The organism is Collinsella sp. AF02-46-1, from assembly GCF_003465825.1.
Taxonomy (GTDB): Bacteria; Actinomycetota; Coriobacteriia; order Coriobacteriales; family Coriobacteriaceae; genus Collinsella.
Genome location: NZ_QSBV01000011.1, coordinates 45,444 through 68,232 on the forward strand (window position 1 = coordinate 45,444; position 22,789 = coordinate 68,232).

Consider the following 22,789-nt stretch of genomic DNA (forward strand, 5'->3'; position numbering starts at 1 on the left):
TGCAGTGACAGAAGAAGGGCTAGCGGGATTTCTGCCTGGTACTATCGAGATTCTGCCTCGCTGCTCGATAGCTCGAAGGAGTGCATCCCATTTGTTCTTTAAATACCTGGCCAAGATGGCTTGCTGTCGCAAAGCCGCATTGGCGCGCGACTGTCTGGACCGTTCGCGTGGTGTGTGCCAAAAGTTCGCAAGCACGGTTTACGCGGTATGCGCGCAGATATGCCGCCGGGGTCGTTCCTGCGCAAGCTTCGATAATGCGGTAACACTCTCTTTCGCTTACGCCGGCTGCAGATGCCATCTGGGGCACATCTATAGCGGCTGCATAGTTTGCGCGGATATAGTCCAGGATTGCCTTGAACTGTACGTCGCGGTTGGTCATCCAAGAGGCGTTGTCGGAGGAAAAGAGCGGTTCGGCCTTGGCGTAAATCTGAATCCAGAGCTCTGACAAGCTATTCCGAAGCGCCATCTCGTTCTGCGGCCGTTGAAGGTCGTGGTTAAAGGAACTCTTTAGCAAATCGATAAAGGGCATATCGTCGGGGTTGGTGGGCGACCATTTGAGCACATCGACGCCTCGACATTGCAGCAAAGGATTGATATAGCGCTTTTGAAGGCGTCCCGCGGGATCGCCGAGCATCGACGGCTGAAAGATATGCAACATTTGAATGGCTGGTGCCGAATTGGGTGATTGCAGCGTGCTGTGCAAAACGCCGCCGTTGATAAAGCCGGCGGACCCTTCCTCAAAGCGTACGTGCTCATGAGCCGCGCGCGTTCGATAGTCAATCGCTCCCTGTTCCATGTAGAAAAGCTCAACTTCGGAATGCCAGTGCCAGGGGACGGAATTGCCCGGATAGCGAGCGAATTCTGCGCGTTCGGCAATATAGGGCCAGTCTTCGGCGGTCTCGGGAAACGCTTCCTCGCGTCCTCCGCGGTGCAATTCTATGTGATCCATGTTTCGCATGGCATCAGTATAAAGCGCGATGGGCTTAGATTGCTCTTGCCTGTTCGGGGAACGCCTTGTTTAGGGATGCTTGGAGCTTTTCGAACGATGCTCGCAAGTTGTGGCTCTGGTTGGTTGAGCGTTTGGCTTTTGTGGTGGGGGAGTCGAGGAGGCCGTCTCTCTGTGTCGGGGGGAAGGAGAAAAGGTCTGCATGTTTTAGGGACGGCTGCCGTGCTACGGCATTGGAAGAATGCATGCTTATGCGGCCTCCTCGATGTCCACCAAAAGATTGCGCGCGGGGTGTGCTGCTAGGCCCCGTGCGTTGGCAGTATTATGCCGTGGCTGCTGCAAAGAAGCGCTAAAGAAAGGCTTAATGAGGTTTGACGTTGCGATGAAACCGCAGGTAAAAGCTATCGAGTAACACTCTTGAAAGGTTTTGGGCTTAAGGGTTTTCTAAGGTTTGTGGCGCGGATGTGGCTTGCCTGTGTGGGGCGTGTGGACGGCTCGTTCCTAGCACTGCGGTGCGGCGGCGCGTACTTGTTCGATGACCTTTTCCATCGTGGCGTCGATGCGGTCCTTTTTGAGTTCGCATTCCCAGATGGTTATGGGCGTCCAGCCCATTTGAGTGAGTGCTGCCACGGCAGCGCGGTCGCGCTCGACGTTGCGACGGAACTTTGCCTCCCAAAACTCAACGTTGCGCTTGGGCTGGCTAGGGTTGCACTTGGGGCAGCGGTGCCAAAAGCAGCCGTTGACGAAGATGGCGATCTTGCGCCCGGGAAAGGCGATGTCGGGCTTTCCGGGCACCTTCCATTCCAAGCGATAACCCGTAAGGCCTGCTGCCCGCAGGCGCTGGCGAACGAGCAGCTCGGGCTTGGTATTGGCGCGCTTGTTGCCCTTCATGGACTTTTTGATAGCGGCGCGACGGCGGACCAGTTCGCGCTCGTCAGCGGAGAGGTCCGAGGTATCGATGCCGTCCAGCAGGCCGGGCTTCGGACGCTTTTTGCTGCGGCGCTTAGGTGCACGCTTGGGTTTGTCGGCTGTGTTGGGCGCGGCGTCATCGGCAGAGCTTGTCTCAAGCCGATCTTCCTTCAGCTCAATCAGGGCATCAATGAGCCCCTTGTCAGCGGGCATCCATTCCACCGTGGCAAGTGAGGTGCGTGGAATCCAGCGGATATCGAGCTGGCGGTCGCGCTTCTGGGGCTCATCGGATTCATCGGCCAGCGAGCAGTAGTAGCACTCCATGGAGAGATGAAAATCGGGGTAGTCGTACTCAACGGTGTAAAAATCGCGCAGGTTGGTGACTTTTACCTGCAGCTCTTCCATAAGCTCGCGTCGCACGGCGTCTTCGGGCGTCTCGCCGCGCATGAGCTTGCCACCGGGGAACTCCCAAAGTCCCTGCATGTCGCCATAGCCGCGCTGCACGGCAAGCAGCTCGTCAGATCCTTCCTTGCGAATGATCCCAGCGGCAACATGAACGGTCTTCAACAGGAGTCCTCTCTCAACATCAACACGTGGCAGGGTAGCCAAATGAGATACCCGTACCTTACACAACGGTAAGGCAAGCGTAAGCCATATCGATGGTAGCCGACTCGGCTTCTTGCGACTATAGATGCCGTAGACTAATCGCAAGAAAGGACTCGGTATGCAAACCACGCACATGGCGACCCCGGTACTGGAGGTCGCGCATCTCGAAAAGGTATATGGAGCGCTGGGCAACGTGACCCGCGCGCTCAACGATGTCAGCTTTACCGTCAACCGCGGCGAATTCGTTGGCATCATGGGCGCCTCGGGCTCGGGCAAGTCGACGTTGCTCAACTGCGTGTCGACCATCGATGCCGCCACGAGTGGCGCCATCCGCATCAACGGCCAGGATGTGACGCGCATGAAGCAGGCCAAGCTTTCGCAGTTCCGCCGCGAGGAGCTGGGCTTTATCTTCCAGGATTCCAACCTGCTCGATACGCTCACGGCACGCGAGAACATCGCCCTGCCGCTCACCATTGCCCGCACAAACTCGGCAGAGATCTCGACCCGCGTGCAGGACGTGGCCGCGCGCCTGTCTATTAGCCAGGTGCTCGACAAGTACCCCTACCAGATGTCCGGCGGCCAGCAGCAGCGCGTTGCCGCGGCTCGCGCGCTCGTCACCGACCCCACCATGATCATGGCCGACGAGCCCACCGGCGCCCTCGATTCCAAGAGCGCCCGCCTGCTGCTCGAGAGCTTGGAGGCCCTGAATCGCCGCCTGCGCGCGACCGTGCTCATGGTTACGCACGACAGTTTTGCCGCCAGCTACACGAGCCGTGTGCTGTTTATTCGCGACGGCAAGATCTTCACCGAGCTGCGCCGCGGCGACACCGACCGCCGAGAGTTCTTCGACCGCATTATGGAGGTCGTTACCATGATGGGCGGTGAGGGCTCCGATGCTCTGTAAACTCGCTTGGGGCAACGTCCGCCGCGCCGGCCGCGATTACCTTGTCTACTTGCTGACGCTCACCCTGGGTGTCACGGTTTTCTATGCCTTCAATACCGTCTCGATGCAGGTCGACATTGCCGGCATCAAGGAGGAGGGACTGTCCGAGCTCATGGGCAGCATGCTCGGCTACCTGACGTACTTTTTGGCCGGCGTCATGGCCTTTTTGATGGTATATGCCAACAACTTCATTATGAAACGCCGCAAAAAGGAGTTTGGCCTGTACCAGGTGCTCGGCATGGGGCGCGGTCGCGTTGCCACGATCATGGCGCTCGAGACCGTGATCGTTTCGGTCGGCGCCTTTGTCGCCGGCATTGTGCTGGGCGTGGGGCTCTCCCAGCTCATGACATTCTTTACGGCCTCGCTCTTTAAGACACAGATCGCTAATTTCCACTTCTTTTTCTCGGTGCATGCGTTCAACCTGACCCTTGCCTGCATGCTCGTGATGTTTGTGCTTACGCTGCTGCTGAACCTTCGCGCCGTGCGCCGTACCAAGCTCATCGAGCTTATGGGCGCCGAGCGGCGCAACGAGAGCATCAAGACGCGCAACCCCTGGATTGCGATCGCCATCTTTGTCGTGGGCGTGGTGCTGGTGGGCGTGGCCTATTACCGCCTGTTGCGCGATGGGTTCCCGCTCACCGCGACGGAGGGTAAGCTGCAGGAGGCCATGAACCAGTTTGGTATCACCACGGCCATGGTTACGGTGGGTACCTTTGCCCTGTTCTGGGGCCTTTCGGGCATGCTTATCAAGCTGCTGCAGAGCCTGCGCAGCGTGTATTGGCGCGGCCTCAACATGTTTACCGTGCGCCAGCTTGCGGCCAAGGTCAACACGGTGTGCTTTTCGATGGGCGTCATCGCGATGATTCTGTTTTTGGCCATTACCTCGGTGACCTGCGGTATGTCGATTGCCAACGTGATGAACGAAAACCTCGAGCGCTATAACCCTGTTGACGTGTCTCAAACGTATGTCTATTACACGCCCGAAACGCTCGACTACTACAAGGAGTATGTCAATCCGTCTGAGGCCGATCGCATGGTGCTGGCCGATGCAACGGTCGATTTGTACGCTGCATGGCATGGCGAGCGCAAGTCGGCGGACAACAACGATGAGACAGGCAAGAAGGTCAATATCGCCGATGTTGCCGGTGAGCATGTGCAGATCGATTCGTATCTGAGTTACCCGCTTGGCGGCTCGGGCCCCTCGGTGGTGGCGGGTGAGATGTGCAAGGCCATGGGAGAAAAGCTTCCCAAGGCGCTCGAGGGAAGCAACGCCGATGCGATGGGTCTGTATGTGACGCCGGCGAGCCAGTACAACAAACTGCGCCAGATGATGGGCGAGGAGCCGGTGAGCATTGGCCGCGACCAGTACTTGCTTACGTGTGATATGGGCGGTGAGCTGGGCGACCTGTACACCAAATACATGGCCGGCGGCCATACCCTCACCTTGGACGGGCATGAGCTCAAGCCCGCAACCGATAAGTCGGACGAGGACACGGCGGCCATCGCCAACTCGGCGATGGGCAGCAATCCCGGTACCGTGGTCGTAGCCGATGAGCTGCTGTCCCAGCTTAATCTGCAGCCGTATTCCAGTAATCTGCTCGTTAATTACAAACAGGGTATGGATACGACCGAGGCAGACGAGAGCATTAAATACACCTTGCTCGATAATCTGCTCGTTGACGGCAAGGAGCCGGGGTCGTGGGGAGTCTTCATCACGCGTTCCGAGATGTACACGCAAGCAGCGCAGATGAACGGCATGATTAGCTATCTGGCCATCTACATTGGCTTTGTACTGGTCGTTGCGTGCGCGGCGATACTGTCGATCCAGCAGCTCTCCAATGTGGCCGACGGCAGCCGCAGCTATCGTGTGCTGGCACAGATTGGCTGTGACGACCGCCAGATTCGCCATTCGGTGATGGCGCAGCAAGCGGTATTCTTCCTGTTCCCGCTGGCAGTGGGCCTGGCGCACTCCTTTGTGGCGCTCAAGGTGATCATCGAGCTGGTGAGCATATTCGGAGATATGAGCATCGCCGGCACCGTGGGCCTCACCTGCGCGATTTTCCTGGCGGCCTATGGTGGCTACTTCCTGGTAACGTACCTCATGAGCGCCGGCATGGTACAAGCTGCCATCGCCACCCGCTACAGTGAGTAACAGGCGGGCAAAACCGTCGCAAAATCAGAGCGAATAACCGCCGCGAAGGGAGTCCAGCTCCCTTCGCGGCGGTATTTTGCGTATCTAGAGCATCTCAGATGCAAGTGAGTAGGCTTTTTTGGATCCGCCGAGCACATCGCGGCAAGTGCTCAATAAAATCGCAGGTCAGGGCTGTGGCGTTTTGAGGTGTGCTCGGCATCCCGCCAAAAGACTACTCACTTGGTTTTACTGCTAGAAAACCGCCGCGAGGGAAAGTAGCTCCCTCGCGGCGGTTTTTGACGTTTGCCCAGATAAAACCTGCCAAAACAAACCTGTCCCTTTTTAGCAGGTTATCGCTTCCAAAAGTGGAGGATCAGCGTGGTGCCTTTTGGTGGAGGGGGGATATTGATTAATTCGGGTAACATTTTTTTAACGCCGGGAACGATGTTAAAATACCCAAAATGCTATCTAGGAGCTTTGATTTTATGGCAACCGAGGCAGCTACCCTGCAAAACGTGACGCGCTCGTTCCTCTGGCATTCAATTATGTTGTTTATAGGGGCGGCTGGTCTGTATTGTGTGGCGCCAAGTATTTATACGGGCCTTTCTGGCACCGTTCTTATCGGTCTGCATCTGTTTTCGGGCTTCTGTGTGGGCCTCATCTCTCGCCCTGTGAGACCGGGTATTTCCAAAAGGCTTTTTGGACTTATGCTCGTAGACATTGCACTTCTTGTGATGTACACGATATCTCTTAATGTCTTTCATCAATTTCATGTTGTGGTTTCGGCGCTCGCGTTCATTTTGTTGTTACTAGCCCCCTTGCTTGTCGCTTGCTGTTCTTGGGTGCTTGGCGGTGAATTCGCAAACATACGTGCGGGATTAAAGGGGAAACATGTGGCCGATGGCTCTGCTCTCCACGGGTATCCTGAGCTCGCACTTTACAGCCCCGTTGTGCTCTTGATTGCTTTGCTTGTTGGCCTTCAGTTTCTTCTCGTCCCGTTGATGGACTCCATCGGTTCTTTCCTTTCCGTTAACGCCGAGATGGGGGTTGCTGCCTCGCTCGTCGAACCTCTTGCGTTTGGTAATGCCGCCGTTATTCTCGATACGGATTGTTTGTTTTCGCGCAATATAAACATCGGGGCTGTGCTCCTGAGCTTTGGTGGGCATCAAGAGATCGTATTGCTTCTGGTTACCGTTTTGGGCAGTATCCTTGCCAGGGCCATAACGCGATTTTTCCCCGACTTAACGAGCGCTTTTTCTGCGGCCGCCAAATTAGGAGGAAAACACTCTGCAGTTGCCGATATCCTTACGGCTTCGGGTTTTTCTCAAAGGGAGTCCGCGGTTTTCTCTATGAGGATAGAGGGAAAAACGTACGAGGAGATTGCTTCTGCCTTGGACATTTCCCCGTCTACTGCCCGTACCTATTTGTCGCGGGCCTTGACTAAAACCGGATATAAAAACATTTCAGAGGCGACGGCTGGACTTCTCTTGTCAAAGGATGCGTGGCATCTTGACGCAACAAAAGGCCATGATCACCGTTCAGAATCGCTGGGGTCCTCATCGTTCAATCAGAACTGCAGGATAGTCTTCGTCTGCTTCCTGTTTATGTATGCGTCTGGAATGGGCATCGAGGAAATCCTCGTATGCTTCGGCTTTGAGCATGATGCGATAATCCTATCGATAGCTATAGTGCTTGTGGCCCTGTGTTGCCGTGCGGCTATACGGTGGATGTCTGAAATGCACTTGTGCCTTTCGCCTGAACTCACCCTTTCTTCGGTGTCTGTGGGTGCTGGAGCAGCGTTCTGGGTTCACGATGTGGTAAGTCGACTGTACATTTTCTTTGAGTCCGTTGGGAGCGGTGAGGCCGTTGGCGGCCTTATGCCTGCCTTACGCGTGACTGCGTTCCTTGTCGTACTTATCCTTATGGCTAATTCGCTGCTATTCTTGCGTTCGAAAGATACGGTTCGGGTGGGTGATCGACGCGATACCGTGCGTGAGGCCTTCTTGAGGCTTGGTTTCACGCCGCTTTATGCCGATATCATGACATGCGTTTTTGATGGCAATAGAACCACCGAGATTTGCGCACATCTTAACGTTGCTCGGGGAACCGTCAAAGAGGCCAAGAGCAAGAGCTATGCCTTGCTTGGAGTTCACTCGGAGCGTGAACTTAGAGATAGGGTTTTTAGTCTTATGGCAGATGTTATAGAAAATAGCAGGTAGAAGCCTGTAGACAAATAAGATTGTAAATCCATCCTACACGTCTACAGACAGTTCTGACGATGAAGGCGATACTTCCGGACAACGGGTCCGACGACTCGTGTGTTGCGAACCGGAGGTGCTTGCTGTGAAGACCTGTGATTGCCTCACATATGTACGGCTTAATTTAGAAGTTCTTGCGCGCAACCGGGGAATTATGTTGCTGACGGCGCTGCTCGCGCTCGTATTCTGCATCCCGGTATTTCTATCCGTTCCAACGGGAGCAGATTATCTATATGGTAGAGCTTCCATCGAAGACCAGAGAGCCCTTTTGGTCTCTCAAGTCTCTGACGGCGTTTATGACACTGCCCCACAGGAGCTCAACAGCATCATTGCCGACGAAAGGGCGTGCCTTGATCGGGCGCTTGAAAGCAAGGCGGACTCCAGAGAGTATTACGATGCGATTGCCGATTACGACAATCTATTGCTCAAGGAATACCGACTCGGTTATTTGAATGGTGTTGATTCGGAGTTATCGCTTGAAGCCCAAGAACGTCTTCCCCGAGCCATATCGATGCTGGCCCATCCGGAATCGTACGACTCAACAACAAAAATGCCCGGGATGATCCTTCTCGCATATTATTGCGGCGCTGTTCCTGCAATAGCGTGGCTTTTGGTCCCGGTCCTCGTCCTCTATATGTCGCTTGAGGGGGATGGAAAGCGGTTCTACGATCGAGCGTTGTTGTCAAAGTTAGAGATGAATGCATGCCGCGTTCTCGTCTCTGGTATTGCATCGATGCTGGTTTTGGTTCTGGCGTTGGCTCCCTGTTTTGTATTGGCAACGGTGTTTAACGGTGTAGGTCAGACAGAGTACCCAGTCGTATTCATTCAGTATGGTGACGTAGTCGAAAGAACTGTGTTAGTTCAGCTAGGGCTATTTGCCGTCTTTGAAGCTGTGCTGTCGATGATGTTTGCTTGCTTGGGCGTGTGCGTGTACGCCGGAAGCAGAAACAGGGCCATTTCGTCCATGGTGATCGCTCTTGTGGGGGGCATAAGCCAGCTTCCGTTTTATGCGAGCAAAGATGCTCCATGGCATGCGTTGCTGCCGTATATGGTGTCGAGCTATTCTGCCTCTTCGTTTGCGCTCGGCGGCGCATCTTACGCCAATGGAGCGGAGGTATCTCTCGTTCCTGAAGCCAGTGCATCGCACTGCCTCTTTGCCGTGATGGGCGCGTTTGCTGTTTGCGCGTTGGGGGTCATTTCGTTTTCGCGTCTAAAAAGCAAGAATCGCTGGGCCTGGAACCATATTCGCCCGGATAGTTTGGGCGAGAAAAGCTTGCTCTCTCTGTCGCTGGATGCGTTGACGGTTGGAAAAAACCAGCTGGTAAAGGGATTGCAGTTTGATATGCCCGCTGGCCAGATATGGGGTCTTGTCGCGCCAAATGGACATGGCAAGACTACGCTACTGAATACTCTTTGGGGAGATGCTGGGCCATCAGTGCGCGTGTCAGGTTCTCTCTGTTTTCATGCAAAAGTATGCGTCGACCGTGAGGAAATGAGAAAGGTATTCTTTTTGGTTCCGAATAGGCCGTCGCTATTGATTCCATACATGACCGTCGCTTTTCATCTCGACCGATGCAGGAGAATTTGGCATTCACCTCGCACTTTGGACCAAGTGCTTGATCGCTTTGACTTGACTGGGTTGAAGAATACGCCCGTATCTAGGCTGTCTGATGGAAATAGACAATTACTTAATGTCGCGATGGCGTATATGTCCTATTGCGAAGTCGTCCTTTTGGATGAGCCCATGAATGCACTTGATGTGAGACACGTTGCGATTGTTTCGAATGCTCTTAGAGATGAAGCGGGTAGAGGAGCACATGTCATTATCTCTTCTCATCTTATCGGAAACCTCGAATCGCTCTGCGATGCCTCCGTATTGCTCACAGGGGATGACTCGCGTGTCGTTACCAGAGAAATGGGAGGTGATTCGAAGTGGATCGCTAATGTATACGCGCAGCTTTTCAAGACGAACGACAGTAAAACTAGGAAAGGAAGATAACCATGAAACGCCATGTAACGAAGAACTTTGTGAAGGCAATGTTCGCATGTTTTATGCTTACCCTGTCGATGGTCACAATTCCCATTTGTGCGACGGCGAAACCAGATGCAGGTTCTGTCGCGCCTTGTCGTCTTGTGACAGCGGACGTCTTGGACACTTACAAGTCGTTCTCCACTGCGAACCACCCGAGCGAGAATGTTGATTGTTTCGACCAGACATACAAGAGGCTGTCTTTCAAAACTTCGTATTCTCGTACGGGGCAAACGATTCTCTATACGGGTGCCGCGTTAAGCCCACGCGGCAACGGGATGCCCGGGTTTGAGACAAAATATCAGTGCACATATCGTACCTGGTAGACAACTCTAGGATCGGATCTCTCCGAATAACTTTGTGGCGGACTTGTTTAACGCTACCGCTCCTTCGTTTATCTCAATCTGTAACATCTGACTGGCAAAAACGCTTCTACCTGTTACAGATTGAGATTATTCGACGCGCGTTCTGTAACTCGTCTCGATCTGTAACAGTAAGACGGCGATTTGGTCTCCATATGTTACAGATTGAGACGAAAGAAAGCGTGAGCTAGAAAACCGCCGCGAGGGAAAGTAGCTCCCTCGCGGCGGTTTTTGACGTTTGCCCAGATAAAACCTGCCAAAATAAACCTGTCCCTTTTTGGCAGGTTATCGCTTCCAAAAGTGGAGGATGAGCGTCGTGCGGTTTTGCTGTTCGGTTTTGACCAGGATGTTGTGGATGTGGGTCTTGACGGTGCCCACGGCAAGGAAGAGCTCGTCAGCGATCTCTTGGTTCGATTTGCCCAGTACGACCAGACGCATAACTTCGGTCTCACGGTTGGAGAGCTTGTAGGCGTTGCGATAGAAGGGCATCTGCTCTTCGATGTGCCGATCAAGATCGCTGACGTTCTTTTCCTCGGGCGCCTCCTGCATGCGGATTGAAAGCACGTGGTAGGAGTAGATGATCAGCAGAATCGCAAAGTAGCAGGCAAAGACGTTTTCGCTAAAGTTGCGCTCGGACAGATATAGTTGCAGCCAAGAGGGCGCCAGACTCATGGGGACAATCAGAATGTTGTAGAAATCCTCGGCAACGATGCAACCGACCAGAATAGCGCCGATAATCAGGTGCTTTCGTTGGTTGTTAACGCGTGCCTTCAGCTCGACTTGTGTGCTCTTGCGTGCCGTCCAAAAGATATATAGCCCCACGAAAACAAGGAATACCTGACGCATCGTGTAGTAGAGCCATTGATGAATGGGGCCGTAGGGGACAGCGACGATAATCAGCAGCTCGCTCAGCAAGAACGTTGCGACGGGAATGACAAACTGCTTTTTTGAATGCTTGTCGAGCAAATCCATGGCAATGAGCCAAATAAAAGCCTGCGAAGCGGTCGCCACAAGGGTCCGCAACACAGGCATGGTAATTGAGTAATAGTCGCTGGCTGGAAAACTCTGGTTTTGCAACGTGTATTCAAAAAAGAAGATCTCGGTCATCTCGATGGCATAGCAAATAAAAACGCCGCTGCCATAGATAAAGAAGCGTCGACGAGACGAGGCATAGGCGGCAAGCGAAAGCACTGCCGTCACAATACAGATCACGAGTATCGCTAGGGTATAGAAGAACATCAGGGTGTTCATCTGTCACCGTCCCATCTCATTTATTCTATGGCCGAGCTCTGTATACCTTGTGGGATATAGACGTCTCAACCCTTCGTTTCATTGCGGATTAGGCGCCGAGATACAGCATAGCCGTATACCGTTCGCGGTTCTAGATGGTAAACCCCCTGCAAGCCAGCTACCTGCGGGTTTATATTGGTTTAGAGGGGGTGTAACTCCGTGAACGGTCTTTAATCCCGAATAAACTAGGTAAAAATTGCATACGGGTGAATGATGGTCTTGTCAACACGAGGCGTGATGTTCGAGCGCCTCATAGTAATAGTCGGCAAGACCGGCGGAAAGGAAATCGACATGGCACTGCCTAAGGATTTCATCGACACCAACGACTTCACCAAAGAGCAGATCCTGGCTATCGAGGATCTTGGCCTGGCAATGAAGAAGGCCATCAAGGTTGACGGTTATTATCCGCACCTGCTCCGCAACAAGAGCCTTGGCATGATCTTCCAGCAGGTCTCCACCCGCACTCGTCTTTCCTTCGAGACCGCTATGACCGACCTCGGCGGCCATGCTCAGTTCTATGGCCCTGGCACCATCCAGCTCGGCGGTCACGAGTCCCTGGGCGACACCGCTCGCGTTATGGGCTCGCTGCTCGACATCATGATGGCTCGCGTTGACCGTCACAAGGACGTCGTCGGCCTCGCCGAGGGCTCTGCTGTGCCCGTCATCAACGGCATGTCCGAGTTCAACCATCCCACGCAGGAGATGGGCGACCTCATGACCATGCTCGAGAACCTCCCCGAGGGCAAGAAGATCGAGGACTGCACCCTGGCCTTCATCGGCGACGCCACCCAGGTCTGCGTCTCCCTCATGTTCATCGCCTCTAAGGTCGGCATGAAGTTCGTCCAGTTTGGACCTAAGGGCCACCAGATCCCCGACGGCGGCCTGCACGTTGGCACCGTCGAGGAGCGCGCCGAGTTCGGCAAGCAGATGATGGCCATCGCCGAGGAGAACTGCAAGGTCTCCGGCGGCTCGGTCGTCATCTCCGACGACATCGAGTGCATCAAGGGCGCCGACTTCATCTACACCGACGTGTGGTATGGCCTGTACGACGAGGAGGTCTCGGGCGAGAACTACATGGACGTGTTCTATCCCAAGTATCAGGTCACCATGGACATGATGAACTTCGCCGGCCCCAACTCCAAGTTCATGCACTGCCTGCCGGCCACCCGCAACGAGGAGGTCGTCGACGAGGTCATGGACGATCCCGAGCGCTCCCTGTGTTGGGTCGAGGCCGAGAACCGCAAGCACTCCATCCGTGCTCTCCTTGCCGCCCTGGGCAAGCGCACCCCGCTCAACGACGAGGGTGTCGAGTACTCCGCCAAGGCTGAGCTCCACGCCGCTCTCGAGGCTCTCGAGCAGCTCTAAGCCTCAAGGCTTCTAAAAGCACGTTTGCGGGCGGCGGATGCTCGTCTCCTGTCGCCCGCTCACCGAGGCCCAAGCAATTGCCTTTAATACCTTAGGGCCTCGGATCTGTCCAAGACTGAGCGAAGGAGCTCATCATGAGCGACGGAAAGAAAAAGCTTTCCTTCTTGACGGTCATTTCGACCATCATCTGCGTCGTCTTCGTTTGCGAGGCCGCCGCTCCTGCTGCTGCCATTGGCAACCAGCAGTTCTTCTGGTGGATCTTCCTGATCCTGACCTTCCTGCTTCCCTACGGCATGGTTGTCGCCGAGCTCGGCACCACCTATGACGGCGAGGGCGGCATTTACGACTGGGTACGCGATGGCCTGGGCGACAAATGGGGCGCCCGCATCTCGTATTACTACTGGGTCAACTACCCGCTGTGGATTGCCTCGCTGGCTACCATGTTCCCTGACATTTTGGGCATGGTCTTTGGCGTTGAGTTCAACTTGATCGCCAAGATGGGTATCGATCTTGCCTTTGTGTGGATCGTCTACCTCATGGGCCGCTCCAAGGCGGCCGACTCCGAGTGGGTCCTTAACGGTGGCGCCATCATCAAGGTCGCCGTCGCCGTTATCGTTGGCGCTTTGGGCATTTGGTATGCCATGGAGAACGGTTTTGCGAACGACATGTCCGCTGCCACCTTCCTGCCCGAGCTCACCAACACCAACGCTCTCGGTTACCTGTCGATCATCATCTTTAACTTCATGGGCTTCGAGGTCATCTGCACCATGACCGATGACATGGCCGATCCCGCTCGCGATATTCCCAAGGCTATCATCGTCGGTGGCCTGTCCATCGCCGTGATCTACCTGTTCGCTGGCTTTGGCATCGGCGCTGCTGTGCCGGCCGATTCCATCGACCCCGACTACGGCATGATTTATGCAGTCCAGACCATGGTGGGCGACTCCATGATCTTTAAGGTCATCTGCATTGCCTTCCTGATCACCCTGTTCGCCAACATGGCTGCTTGGTCCTTCGGCGTTAACTCCGTTGCTCGCTACGCTGCCGAGCACGGCAACATGCCCAAGGTCTTTGCTTCGATGATCTCTGATGACGACATGCCCAACGGTGCCAACCTGGTCAACGCCATCGTTGCCTCCCTGGTGCTGTGCCTGCAGCTTGTTCCTATCGACGCCATCTCCAACGGCGTTTTCTGGATGCTCTTTGGCACCTCCGTCGTCTTCCTGCTGCTCACCTACATCCCGATGTTCCCGGCGTTCCTCAACCTTCGTAAGAACGACCCGAACCGTGAGCGCATCTTCACGTTCCCGTTTAAGGGCGCCATGATGAAGGTTATGCTAGCCATCCCCTGCATCGAGCTGATCCTGGCCATCGTTGCAACGCTGGTGCCGCTCTCTGCCGCTGAAATTGGCGACAAGCTCCCGATGATCGTTATCTTCATCGTGCTTCTGCTCATCGGCGAGGTTGTCCGCGTCGTCAGCGCCAAGGGCCGCGAGACCGAGTACAAGGGCCTCACTCCCGAGCTGGCAGCTCAGCGTCTCGCTGAGGAGGCCGCCGAGGCCGAGGAGGACTAGAGCACCCGGATTCGGGGCTCCAACCCTCCTCGCGTACCAAAGTACGCTTCGTCGGGCTTGTCGCTCCCGACTCCAGGCACTCTAGCCTCTTCGAGGGCGTGCCCAAAGCGACAGGTTTGCTAACCATTCCCCGGGGTGGGTGTGAGCGATAGCTCCGGTAACCACCGCCCACCCCAATCTCTCTTCCGTATCCTTCGTGCGTTTTGTCTCCGCGCACTTGGTTACGTCGTCGCTTGCCGGTGCGACTCCGTGAAAACCGGCGCCGGGCGCCCCGACCTTTGCCGGGGAACGGGCGCCTACCATCTCTTGGTTTTAGGCTGCGGGTAACCCGCCCGCAGCAAGCGATCGTTCGATTTGGAGGAAATCTTATGCGTACGATCACCGAGTCCGAGTCCACCCCCAAGGCCGACGGCTTCTTTATGCCCGCTGAGTTCGCCCCGCAGGATCGCGTGTGGATGGGTTGGCCCCACCGCACCGACACCTGGGCCCACGGCGCCAAGCCGGCTCAGAAGCAGTATGCCGCCATCGCCCGCGCCATCTCCGAGTTCACCCCGGTCTATATGTGCGCCAACCAGGTCGACTACGCCAACTGCAAGGCCGTCTTCGAGAACGACGAGAACGTCACCGTCATCGAGATGACCACCGACGACGCCTGGTTCCGCGACACCGCCGCCACCTACGTCATCAACGGCAAGGGCGAGAAGCGCGCCAACCACTGGCACTTCAACGCCTACGGCGGCCTCGTCGACGGCCTGTACTTCCCGTGGGACAAGGACGAGCAGATCGCCCTCAAGATGGCTGAGCTCTCCGGCTGCCGCCGCTACCGTCCCGACGACATGATCCTCGAGGGCGGCTCCATCACCGTCGACGGCGAGGGCACCCTTGTCGTGACCGACCAGTGCCTGCTTTCCCCGGGCCGCACCTGCTCTGCGGTGCTCGAGGAGGAAGAGGATCCCGAGTCCATCTGGCCCAAGTTCAAGAAGAAGTTTGAGCCCTGGAGCGAGGAGCTTCGCGCCTACATGGACGAGCACCTCAAGGATTACCTGGGTGTCGAGAAGGTCATCTGGGTCAAGGAGGGCATCGACCCCGAGGAGACCAACGGCCACATCGACGACGTCGCCACGTTCATCGCCCCGGGCGTCATGGCCTGCATCTGGACCGACGATCCCGAGTATCCGTTCTACGAGCAGTGCCACGCTGCCTACGAGACCCTCTCCAACGCCGTTGACGCCAAGGGCCGCAAGATGAAGGTCTACAAGCTCTGCATGCCCGTGAACCCGCTGTTCATGGACCAGGCTTCCTGCGACACCATCGACGCCGACGAGAACGCCGAGCCGCGCGTCCCCGACGAGCCGCTGATCGCCTCTTACATGAACTACCTGGTCACCAACCACGGCGTTATCGTCCCGCAGTACGGCGACGAGAACGACCAGCTGGCCGTTGACACGCTCCAGAAGATCTACGACGAGGTCTGGGGCGAGGGCGTCTACAAGTGCGTCGGCGTCCAGTCCGAGCAGGTCGTCTTCGGCGGCGGCAATATCCACTGCATTACCCAGCAGGAGCCGTCCGCGTAATTGTCTGTCTTCCCGAGGCACGGCACCTTGCCCTTCAATCGTCGGGCATGACCCTTAAGGTCTATGCCCTCCTCTTTCAGGGCAATCTGCCGCACCTCGGAAACCCAGCCAATCACGCAGACGCTTAATCGTCTGGCTTCCTGAGCCGTGATGCTTCGGGAACCCAGCCGATCAATCGGACGGTCGGTGAATCGGACCATCTCGGGGCATTGATGGTCGGTTTATTCGATGTCTTGGTCGGCTGGGTTTTTCTTTGGGCACTCCGTTGCCTCCACTTCGGAGTGCCCTTTTCTTTGATTGAGTACGCGTCTGGCCTGGGATTTTTTGCGGGTTAGGCCAATTGTTCGCTTGAATTTCCCAGGTCAGACGCGTCTTCAATTGCCGAAAGTTATCGGTCGTGAACGCGGCCGTTTTGATCGGAGTATCTATGTACCAGCGTATCGTTATCTACACGCGCCTGTTCCGCGAGCGTTGGTCCAACAAATGCATCCTCTCCTCTCTCTGGGATGGCACCTGCACCGGTGACGCGGCCTGCAACCCTACCTTGGGCTGCGCCTTCGGTACAGATGCCATCCTTTTTGCTGTAGGGGGAGCGCGCCATGGCAGGTAAAAAGTTCTCCCTGATCGAGGTCATCCTTTCGGTTATCTGCGTCGTGTTTACCATCGAGGCGGCGGCTCCGGCATCTGCCATGGGCAACGTGCAGTTCTTCTGGTGGATCTTCCTTATCATTACGTTTTTGCTTCCCTATGGTCTGGTGGTGGCCGAGCTGGGTACGGCGTTTGATTCCGAGGGCGGCCTGTACGATTGGGTTCGCTTGGGCCTGGGCGACCGTTGGGGCGCCCGTTGCTCTTGGTGCTACTGGGTTAACTTTCCGCTGTGGGTGGCAAGTATCGCCTGCATGTTCCCCAGTGTCATTAATGCGGTGTGGGGTATCGAGTTTTCACTCGGGATCCGAATCGCCATCGAGATTGTCTTTGTGTGGGGCGTCACGGTCATGGCAATGCAGCCGGTGGCCGAGGCAGATTGGGTCATGGACGGCGGCGCCGTCATCAAGGTGCTCATTACCGCTGTGGTGGGAATCGTCGGCATTTGGTTTGCCTGCAATAACGGCTTTGCCAACGACATGTCGTTTAAGACCTTCATTCCAGATCTGGGCGACACCAATTCGTTGACGTACCTATCGATTATCCTGTTCAACTTTATGGGCTTCGAAGTGGTCGCGACCTTTGCCAGCACGATGAAGAACCCGTCGCGTGATATCCCCAAGGCGGTTATTGCCGGTGGCGTGGCCATTGCGGTGATCTACATCATCTGTGGCATTGGCATTGGAGCCGCGGTTCCCACCGAGCATCTTTCACTCGATTCGGGCATTGTGGACGCAGTCGCCGCCATGGTGGGGCGCACCCACCCGCTGACGATGGTCGTGGGCGTGGCCTTTTTGGTGACGCTGTTCGCCAATATGATCTGCTGGAGCTTTGGCGTCAACAACGTAGCGAGCTATGCCGCGCGCCATGGCAACATGCCGCGTCCCTTTGCGTTGGTGTCCAAAAAGACCGGCATGCCCAACGGCTCGGCGCTCATTAACGGCTGTTTTGCCAGTCTGGTGCTGCTGCTCCAGATTCCGCTGGGTGAGGGTTCCGACGTCTTTTGGGTCTTCTTCTCGATGAACGTCGTCTTTCTGCTCATGAGCTATATCCCCATGTTCCCAGCGTTTTGGCGTCTGCGCAAGCACGATAATCGCTCGCGTGTGTTCCGTGCGCCTTTCGAGGGCAAGGTGCTCGCGGTGGCGCTTGCGATTCCCGTGGTGGAGCTCGTGCTTTCGATTGTTGCTACGATTGTGCCGCTCAACAGCTCACCTGCCGAGATGGCAAAGTTGCCGATTCTCGCGGGCGTAGTGATTGGCCTGTTATTGGGCGAGGTTTCGCGCCTCATATCGCGCCGCGGCCGAAGCGTCGACAATCCCGGCGTTGGTGCACGGGGGTCAGGTTACTTTGCACCAAAACAGTAAGCGCCGCGAGTTGCGCAGCGCTTGGTGCATCTTGGATTACTGTTCGCGGTGCTCGGGATCGGAAACGAGCTTAGGCGCAAAGAAGGGGACGTGGCCCAGATAGGGGCAGCTGTCCGAACGCTCTTCGACGACACAGGGGACGTCATTGTAGGTAAGTGAGTCGCTCAGGTGGACGATGGCCTTGGCGGCAGGAGCAACGAGTATTTTGAGCGGTGCGATAGGCGCCATGGCATCTCCTTTCATCGGTGAGACACAGCTTGTTTATCTAAACGATACAGTACGTTTAATCGGTGAGTCTAATCTTGCGGCAAAGAATCTGTCAACATCCTCACGGCATCTAGACAGGGGAGGCGGGCATGAGTTTCGCGTTCTATATCTACACCACGATTATCATGGGTGTGGCTCTGGTGACCAGTGCCGTGGCATTGGTGGTTTGGCTCATGACGCGCCGTCGCGACAGCCTGGTGGCCGCGGCGGGCTTTTTGCTCTACATGCTCGATATGTCGGTCATTTTTTTTGACGAGTACAATCGGCTCAAATACGACTACGCTGTTACCTTTAGCGAGCCGTTGCAGCACCCCTTGCTGCGCTGCGTGCTCGGTATTGCCATCTATGCCTGCGTGGTACTGTGGATGTTTGCGCGCTTGCGCAAAAGGGCGACGTCGCGCATGCTCGGACTTGCTATCGTGCCGTTTTCAATCTTGCAATTGGTGCTGGTGCCTCGCAGCGGTGCTGCCGGAGAGATGCAGCAGTATCTCTTTTGGCTCACGCGTGACCTGGGCAATGTAGGATGTCTTGCCTATGCCGCCTGGCATTACCGGCACAGGGCCACGCGTGTTGAGAAACTCGACCTCGACCGCTCAAAGCTCTTTTGGAAGGTGGCACTCGTTCTTGCGTTTTGCGTAATCGCCGAGGACACCTACATGATTTTGCTCTGTCGCCCCGACTCTCAAAACCCCGTCATCAGCCTCTTTTTGTGGTATCTGTCCGAGCGCAATATCTCCGAAAACGTGCTGCTCATGGCATGCGCGGTCCAACTCTTTTGCCAGTTTAGCCATATCCTGCGCGTGTATGCCCGTCATCCGCGTGCCGATGAGGACGTGGCGGCCGAGAGCGCACGCTCTGGGGACGATCTAGCATCACGCGTTGTGATCTATGCCGATGCCCATAAGCTGTCGCGGCGCGAGCAGGAGGTGCTCACGCTGGTGCTGAAGGGCAACGACGCCCAAAACATCGCCAGCGAGTTGGTCATCAGCCCTGGCACTGTCAAGGCGCACTTGCATCGCATCTACGTTAAAAGCGGTGTCTCCAACCGAGATGACCTCATAGATGCCTTTTGGCGTTCCTAGTCCTATTCTTCCTTGCATGCGGGTCTTGCCGTGTGGGCGGGCACGCCGTTGGGCGTAATGACGCGGTAATAATCTCAGACAATAAACCTGCAGGTAAAGCGTGTAAACCTGCTTAAACTGACCGTTTGCGATCCCTGGCCTTGGCACGGATTTGCCCCTGTGTATCAATGGGTGTAGCGCGAAGCCGCGGACGTGGGACAGACGTCCGAGCACGGCTTGTAGGCACGCGCCGATGCGGGAGCGCTACGCTCCCAACCGAGTGCCCACGCGGGCGGTGCGTCCGCGTTGCAACCAAAGATGCCTGAGGAGGCTCACATGGACAAGGCTGATGTAGTTATCAAGAGCAACGCCGTCTTTACCGGCGATGGGCTCGAGCCGTTTAAGGGCGGCGTTGCCGTGCGCGGTGATAAGATTGTTGCCTGCGGTGACGATGCTCACCTGGCACCGTTTATCGGTCCCGATACCGAGGTGCGCGACTTTGGCGACCAGCTCGTCATGCCCGGCCTGATCGACTCGCACACGCATTTTGCCCAGGGCGCGTTTATGACCGACCCCGATTTTGCCGTCAACCTCATCGACTGCACCAGTTTTGAGATGGCGATGGAACGTGTCGTGGCGTTTGCGGCCGACCATCCCGATAACGAGTGGATTCTGGGCTGCCAGATTATCCAGTTCCAGTGGGATGTCCCCGAGATGCCCACAGCCGCGATGATCGATGAGTACATCTCGGACCGCCCGGTCTTTCTGCAGCAGGTTGACCTGCATACCTTTAGTGCCAATACCTGCGCCATCAACAAGGTGGGAGTAACTTCGCAGACGCCCGATCCCGCAGGCGGCAAGATCCTTAAGGATGCCGAGGGCAATCTGACGGGCGTGTTTTCCAACAACGCCGGCGTCTTCTTTATGGACGAGGTCTACGACCCAGCGCCCGAGGTTGTTGACGCGTCGTTTGCAAAAACCGCCCGGCGCGCCAATGCCCTGGGAATCACTACGGTCGGCATGGTCAATCCTACGTTTGTGAGCATGGAAAACCCGTATGCGGTGTTGGCAGGTCTTAATGCCAAGGGCGACTTGCCACTGCGCGTGTTCCTGTACACCGATCTGTTCGAAAACGAGTCCTTAACGCTCGAGCAGATCAAGGAGAAATACGCCTTCTCGGGTACGCAGGTCGAGTGGCACGGCTTTAAGCAGTTTCTTGATGGCGTGTGCTCCGACCACACCGCTTGGATGCTTGAACCCTATTCCAACGCGCCCGATACCTGCGGTGAGCCCGCGGAGGATCCAGAGCGCATCCGTGCCGCCATTGTCAGGGCGCAGGAATGGGGCGTTGACACGCGCGTCCATACGATCGGCGATCGCTCGGTGCGTTTTGTGCTTGATTGCTTTGAGGAGGGCGAGCGCTTGCATGGTAAGCGGGGTTGCCGCCACTCCATGGAGCACAACGAGACGGTTCAGCCCGAGGATCTGCCGCGCTATGCCGAGCTGGGTATATGCCCTGGTATGCAGCCGTGGCACATGCTGCTCGATATGGCTGACCTTGCCAAGGACGATGCCGTGGGCCCCGAGCGTGCTGCGCTTTCGTGGCCCCTGCATAGCCTGCTTGCCAGCGGTGCCGTGGTGCACCTGGGCAGTGACTTCCCCGTTGTGGGCTTGGAGCCCATGGAGGAGGTGTACGGCGCGGTCTTCCGCATGCTCGAGGACGGCTCCAACCCAGAAGGGTGGTTCCCGCAGGAGCGCATCACCATGGCCGAGGCCCTGCGCGCCTACACCTACGGCAGCGCCTACGCCATGCATGCCGAGGATCGCATCGGTACGCTCGCATGCGGCAAACAGGCTGATATCTGTGTGCTCGACCGTAACCTCTTTGACTGCGAACCGGCTGAGGTCCTCGAGGCCACGGCGTCTCTCACGATGATTGCCGGCAAGGTGGTCTACGAGGCCTAGCGGGGCTGCTGCATCGCTAGGCGGTGCCGCAGCCTGTGCGTGCCGCCCATCCATTCATGCATCCATTCATCAATCTCTCATGGAAAGGGGAGAACAATGGCAGAAGAAACGACCGCCGCTGTTGAGGAGGAGCGTGAGCTTGCCTCGCAGCCGATTCCCGGCCTGGTGCGCAAGTACACCATCATCACCGGCCAGGGTATGCTCGCCCAGATTATCATGGTGGTCCTTGAGGGCCTCGTGATGGGTTGGGGCCTGGGTGCACACGGCCTGGCCTGTGTTTCGATCATCATGTCGGTCGAGTACATTAACCTGGCCTTTGGCAACCTGTTTGGCACCGGCGTGCCCGCCGTGGTGGGCAACCTTTTGGGTGCCGGCGACATTAAGGGCGCCAGCAAGGCGTTTAGCCAGGGTTTTTGGCTTACCACGATTGTGAGTGTGCTGCTTGCTGTGGTGATGGCTGTGTTTACCGAGCCCATCTGCGCATTCTTCGGCGCCACGCCCGACATCATGGCCGATACCGTTGCCGGCGTGCGCACCTTCTCCGTGCTGCTGCCGCTCACGGTCATTGGTCAGATGGTCACCGCCGTCATGCGTGTGGACGAGAAGGTTCAGATCCAGGCCAACCTCATGACCGTGTCTGCCATCGTCGCTATCTGCTGGCTTGCGCTTTCCACGTTTGTGCTCAAGCTTGGCGTTATGGGAGCTGGCGTGTACTACGGTCTTTCCATCGGTATCTGGGCCATCGGTATCTTCTGGTTCATCGGCGGTAAGAAGTCGCAGCTCCAGATCAGCGCCGCCGACCTCAAACTCGACATGGCCATCTGCGGCCAGATCATCAAGATTGGTTTCCCGTTCTTTTTGGTGCAAGCTGCCACGTTCATCTTCAACACCGTTGCCAACTCGTTGCTTGGCCAGCTCGGCGGCGACATGGGTTCGCTCTACATCGCGGCCTTTGGTGTGATCAACGGCTACATCCTCTACATTACCATGATGGTCGCCCAGTGCTTCTCGTACGGCCTGCAGCCCATTGCCGCCTTCAACGCCGGCGCCAAGGCGTGGGCGCGCCTCAAGGAAACGCTCTCCTGCACGCTTAAGTACCAGGTCGTGACGCTTGCTGCGGTGTCTGCTGTGCTATGGGTGGCCGCAACGCCGGTCTGCGCCTTTTTTGCTGGTAGCGACCCGGCGCTCGTCGAGGTTGCCGCCAACGCCACGCGCATCGTTATCCTGGCCGTGGCCCTGGGCTATCTTGCCATGACCATGTCGATGTACTTCCAGGCGGTTGAGAAGGTGGGTATCGCCACGTTCACCGGTCTGCTCCGCTACGTGATCTGCTCCGTGCCGCTTATGTACCTGCTTGGCAACATGATGGGCGTTCAGGGTGTCTGGTTTGCCTTGGTGGCGGCTGACGCCATCACTGGTCTTATCTCCATCGCCCTCGCCGTCCGCGAATCCAAGCGACTTGCCACGCTCTAGACTCGGACACGGCCGGCCCGCGATAGT

At 56.5% G+C, this 22,789-nt stretch carries 16 protein-coding genes; 12 read left to right on the forward strand and 4 right to left on the reverse strand.

The genetic code is table 11. From position 1 onward, the window contains the following. Nucleotides 1-19 precede the first annotated feature (19 nt). Both DWV20_RS05900 and vsr read right to left on the reverse strand, forming a co-directional pair. Nucleotides 20-949, reverse strand: a complete 930-nt coding sequence (locus DWV20_RS05900) for an AraC family transcriptional regulator (protein WP_158566328.1) — start codon at nucleotides 947-949, stop codon at nucleotides 20-22. A gap of 498 nt (nucleotides 950-1,447) precedes the next feature. Next, nucleotides 1,448-2,422 carry a DNA mismatch endonuclease Vsr gene (gene vsr / locus DWV20_RS05905; RefSeq protein WP_118256596.1) on the reverse strand — a complete coding sequence of 325 codons (975 nt, stop codon included), beginning with the start codon at nucleotides 2,420-2,422 and terminating at the stop codon, nucleotides 1,448-1,450. 157 nt (nucleotides 2,423-2,579) lie between these two features. On the opposite strand from vsr, the gene DWV20_RS05910 reads away from it, so the two are divergent. The 4 genes from DWV20_RS05910 (at nucleotide 2,580) to DWV20_RS05925 (ending at nucleotide 9,792) form a co-directional block, all read left to right on the forward strand. Further along, nucleotides 2,580-3,365, forward strand: coding sequence for an ABC transporter ATP-binding protein (locus tag DWV20_RS05910; RefSeq protein ID WP_118256597.1), 786 nt, complete (start codon nucleotides 2,580-2,582; stop codon nucleotides 3,363-3,365). Continuing rightward, nucleotides 3,355-5,556 carry an FtsX-like permease family protein gene (locus DWV20_RS05915; protein ID WP_118256598.1) on the forward strand — a complete coding sequence of 734 codons (2,202 nt, stop codon included), beginning with the start codon at nucleotides 3,355-3,357 and terminating at the stop codon, nucleotides 5,554-5,556. Before DWV20_RS05910 ends, DWV20_RS05915 begins: the two co-directional genes overlap by 11 nt. 464 nt (nucleotides 5,557-6,020) lie before the next feature. After that, the gene (locus tag DWV20_RS05920) at nucleotides 6,021-7,754 is read left to right on the forward strand and encodes a LuxR C-terminal-related transcriptional regulator (RefSeq protein WP_199410548.1); all 1,734 of its coding nucleotides are present in this window, start codon (nucleotides 6,021-6,023) and stop codon (nucleotides 7,752-7,754) included. 124 nt (nucleotides 7,755-7,878) lie between these two features. Further along, a complete protein-coding gene (locus tag DWV20_RS05925; RefSeq protein WP_118256599.1) occupies nucleotides 7,879-9,792 on the forward strand; it encodes an ATP-binding cassette domain-containing protein in 1,914 nt (637 codons plus the stop codon). Nucleotides 9,793-10,469: 677 nt separating this feature from the next. Here the strand turns inward: DWV20_RS05925 and DWV20_RS05935 are convergent. Further along, nucleotides 10,470-11,435 (reverse strand): response regulator transcription factor, encoded by a 966-nt coding sequence (locus DWV20_RS05935; RefSeq protein ID WP_118256601.1) that lies wholly within the window; start codon nucleotides 11,433-11,435, stop codon nucleotides 10,470-10,472. A 330-nt stretch (nucleotides 11,436-11,765) separates the two neighbouring features. Here DWV20_RS05935 and ptcA point away from each other — a divergent pair, with 330 nt between their 5' ends. The 5 genes from ptcA to DWV20_RS05955 all read left to right on the forward strand — a co-directional run bounded on the left by ptcA (nucleotide 11,766) and on the right by DWV20_RS05955 (nucleotide 17,996). Then, nucleotides 11,766-12,839: a putrescine carbamoyltransferase gene (ptcA, locus tag DWV20_RS05940; protein WP_117583532.1), complete on the forward strand. Its 1,074-nt coding sequence runs from the start codon at nucleotides 11,766-11,768 to the stop codon at nucleotides 12,837-12,839. Nucleotides 12,840-12,973: 134 nt separating this feature from the next. After that, entirely contained in the window at nucleotides 12,974-14,413 is a 1,440-nt protein-coding gene (locus DWV20_RS05945) for an APC family permease (RefSeq protein ID WP_118256602.1), read from the forward strand. 368 nt (nucleotides 14,414-14,781) lie between these two features. Beyond that, the gene (locus DWV20_RS05950; protein WP_118256603.1) at nucleotides 14,782-15,987 is read left to right on the forward strand and encodes an agmatine deiminase family protein; all 1,206 of its coding nucleotides are present in this window, start codon (nucleotides 14,782-14,784) and stop codon (nucleotides 15,985-15,987) included. 427 nt (nucleotides 15,988-16,414) lie between these two features. Next, the gene (locus DWV20_RS09850; RefSeq protein ID WP_117637033.1) at nucleotides 16,415-16,597 is read left to right on the forward strand and encodes a hypothetical protein; all 183 of its coding nucleotides are present in this window, start codon (nucleotides 16,415-16,417) and stop codon (nucleotides 16,595-16,597) included. After that, a complete protein-coding gene (locus tag DWV20_RS05955; protein WP_118256604.1) occupies nucleotides 16,587-17,996 on the forward strand; it encodes an APC family permease in 1,410 nt (469 codons plus the stop codon). The genes DWV20_RS09850 and DWV20_RS05955 overlap by 11 nt, the downstream gene beginning before the upstream one ends. A gap of 36 nt (nucleotides 17,997-18,032) precedes the next feature. Here the strand turns inward: DWV20_RS05955 and DWV20_RS05960 are convergent, their stop codons facing one another. Further along, on the reverse strand, nucleotides 18,033-18,224 hold the full coding sequence (locus DWV20_RS05960) for a hypothetical protein (RefSeq protein WP_118226925.1): 192 nt from the start codon (nucleotides 18,222-18,224) through the stop codon (nucleotides 18,033-18,035). Nucleotides 18,225-18,352: 128 nt separating this feature from the next. Here DWV20_RS05960 and DWV20_RS05965 point away from each other — a divergent pair, with 128 nt between their 5' ends. The 3 genes from DWV20_RS05965 to DWV20_RS05975 all read left to right on the forward strand — a co-directional run bounded on the left by DWV20_RS05965 (nucleotide 18,353) and on the right by DWV20_RS05975 (nucleotide 22,762). After that, the gene (locus DWV20_RS05965) at nucleotides 18,353-19,345 is read left to right on the forward strand and encodes a helix-turn-helix transcriptional regulator (protein ID WP_118256605.1); all 993 of its coding nucleotides are present in this window, start codon (nucleotides 18,353-18,355) and stop codon (nucleotides 19,343-19,345) included. 315 nt (nucleotides 19,346-19,660) lie between these two features. After that, nucleotides 19,661-21,289: an amidohydrolase gene (locus tag DWV20_RS05970; protein ID WP_158550994.1), complete on the forward strand. Its 1,629-nt coding sequence runs from the start codon at nucleotides 19,661-19,663 to the stop codon at nucleotides 21,287-21,289. Between the two features lie 96 nt (nucleotides 21,290-21,385). Further along, a complete protein-coding gene (locus DWV20_RS05975) occupies nucleotides 21,386-22,762 on the forward strand; it encodes an MATE family efflux transporter (protein WP_089572364.1) in 1,377 nt (458 codons plus the stop codon). Nucleotides 22,763-22,789 lie beyond the last annotated feature (27 nt).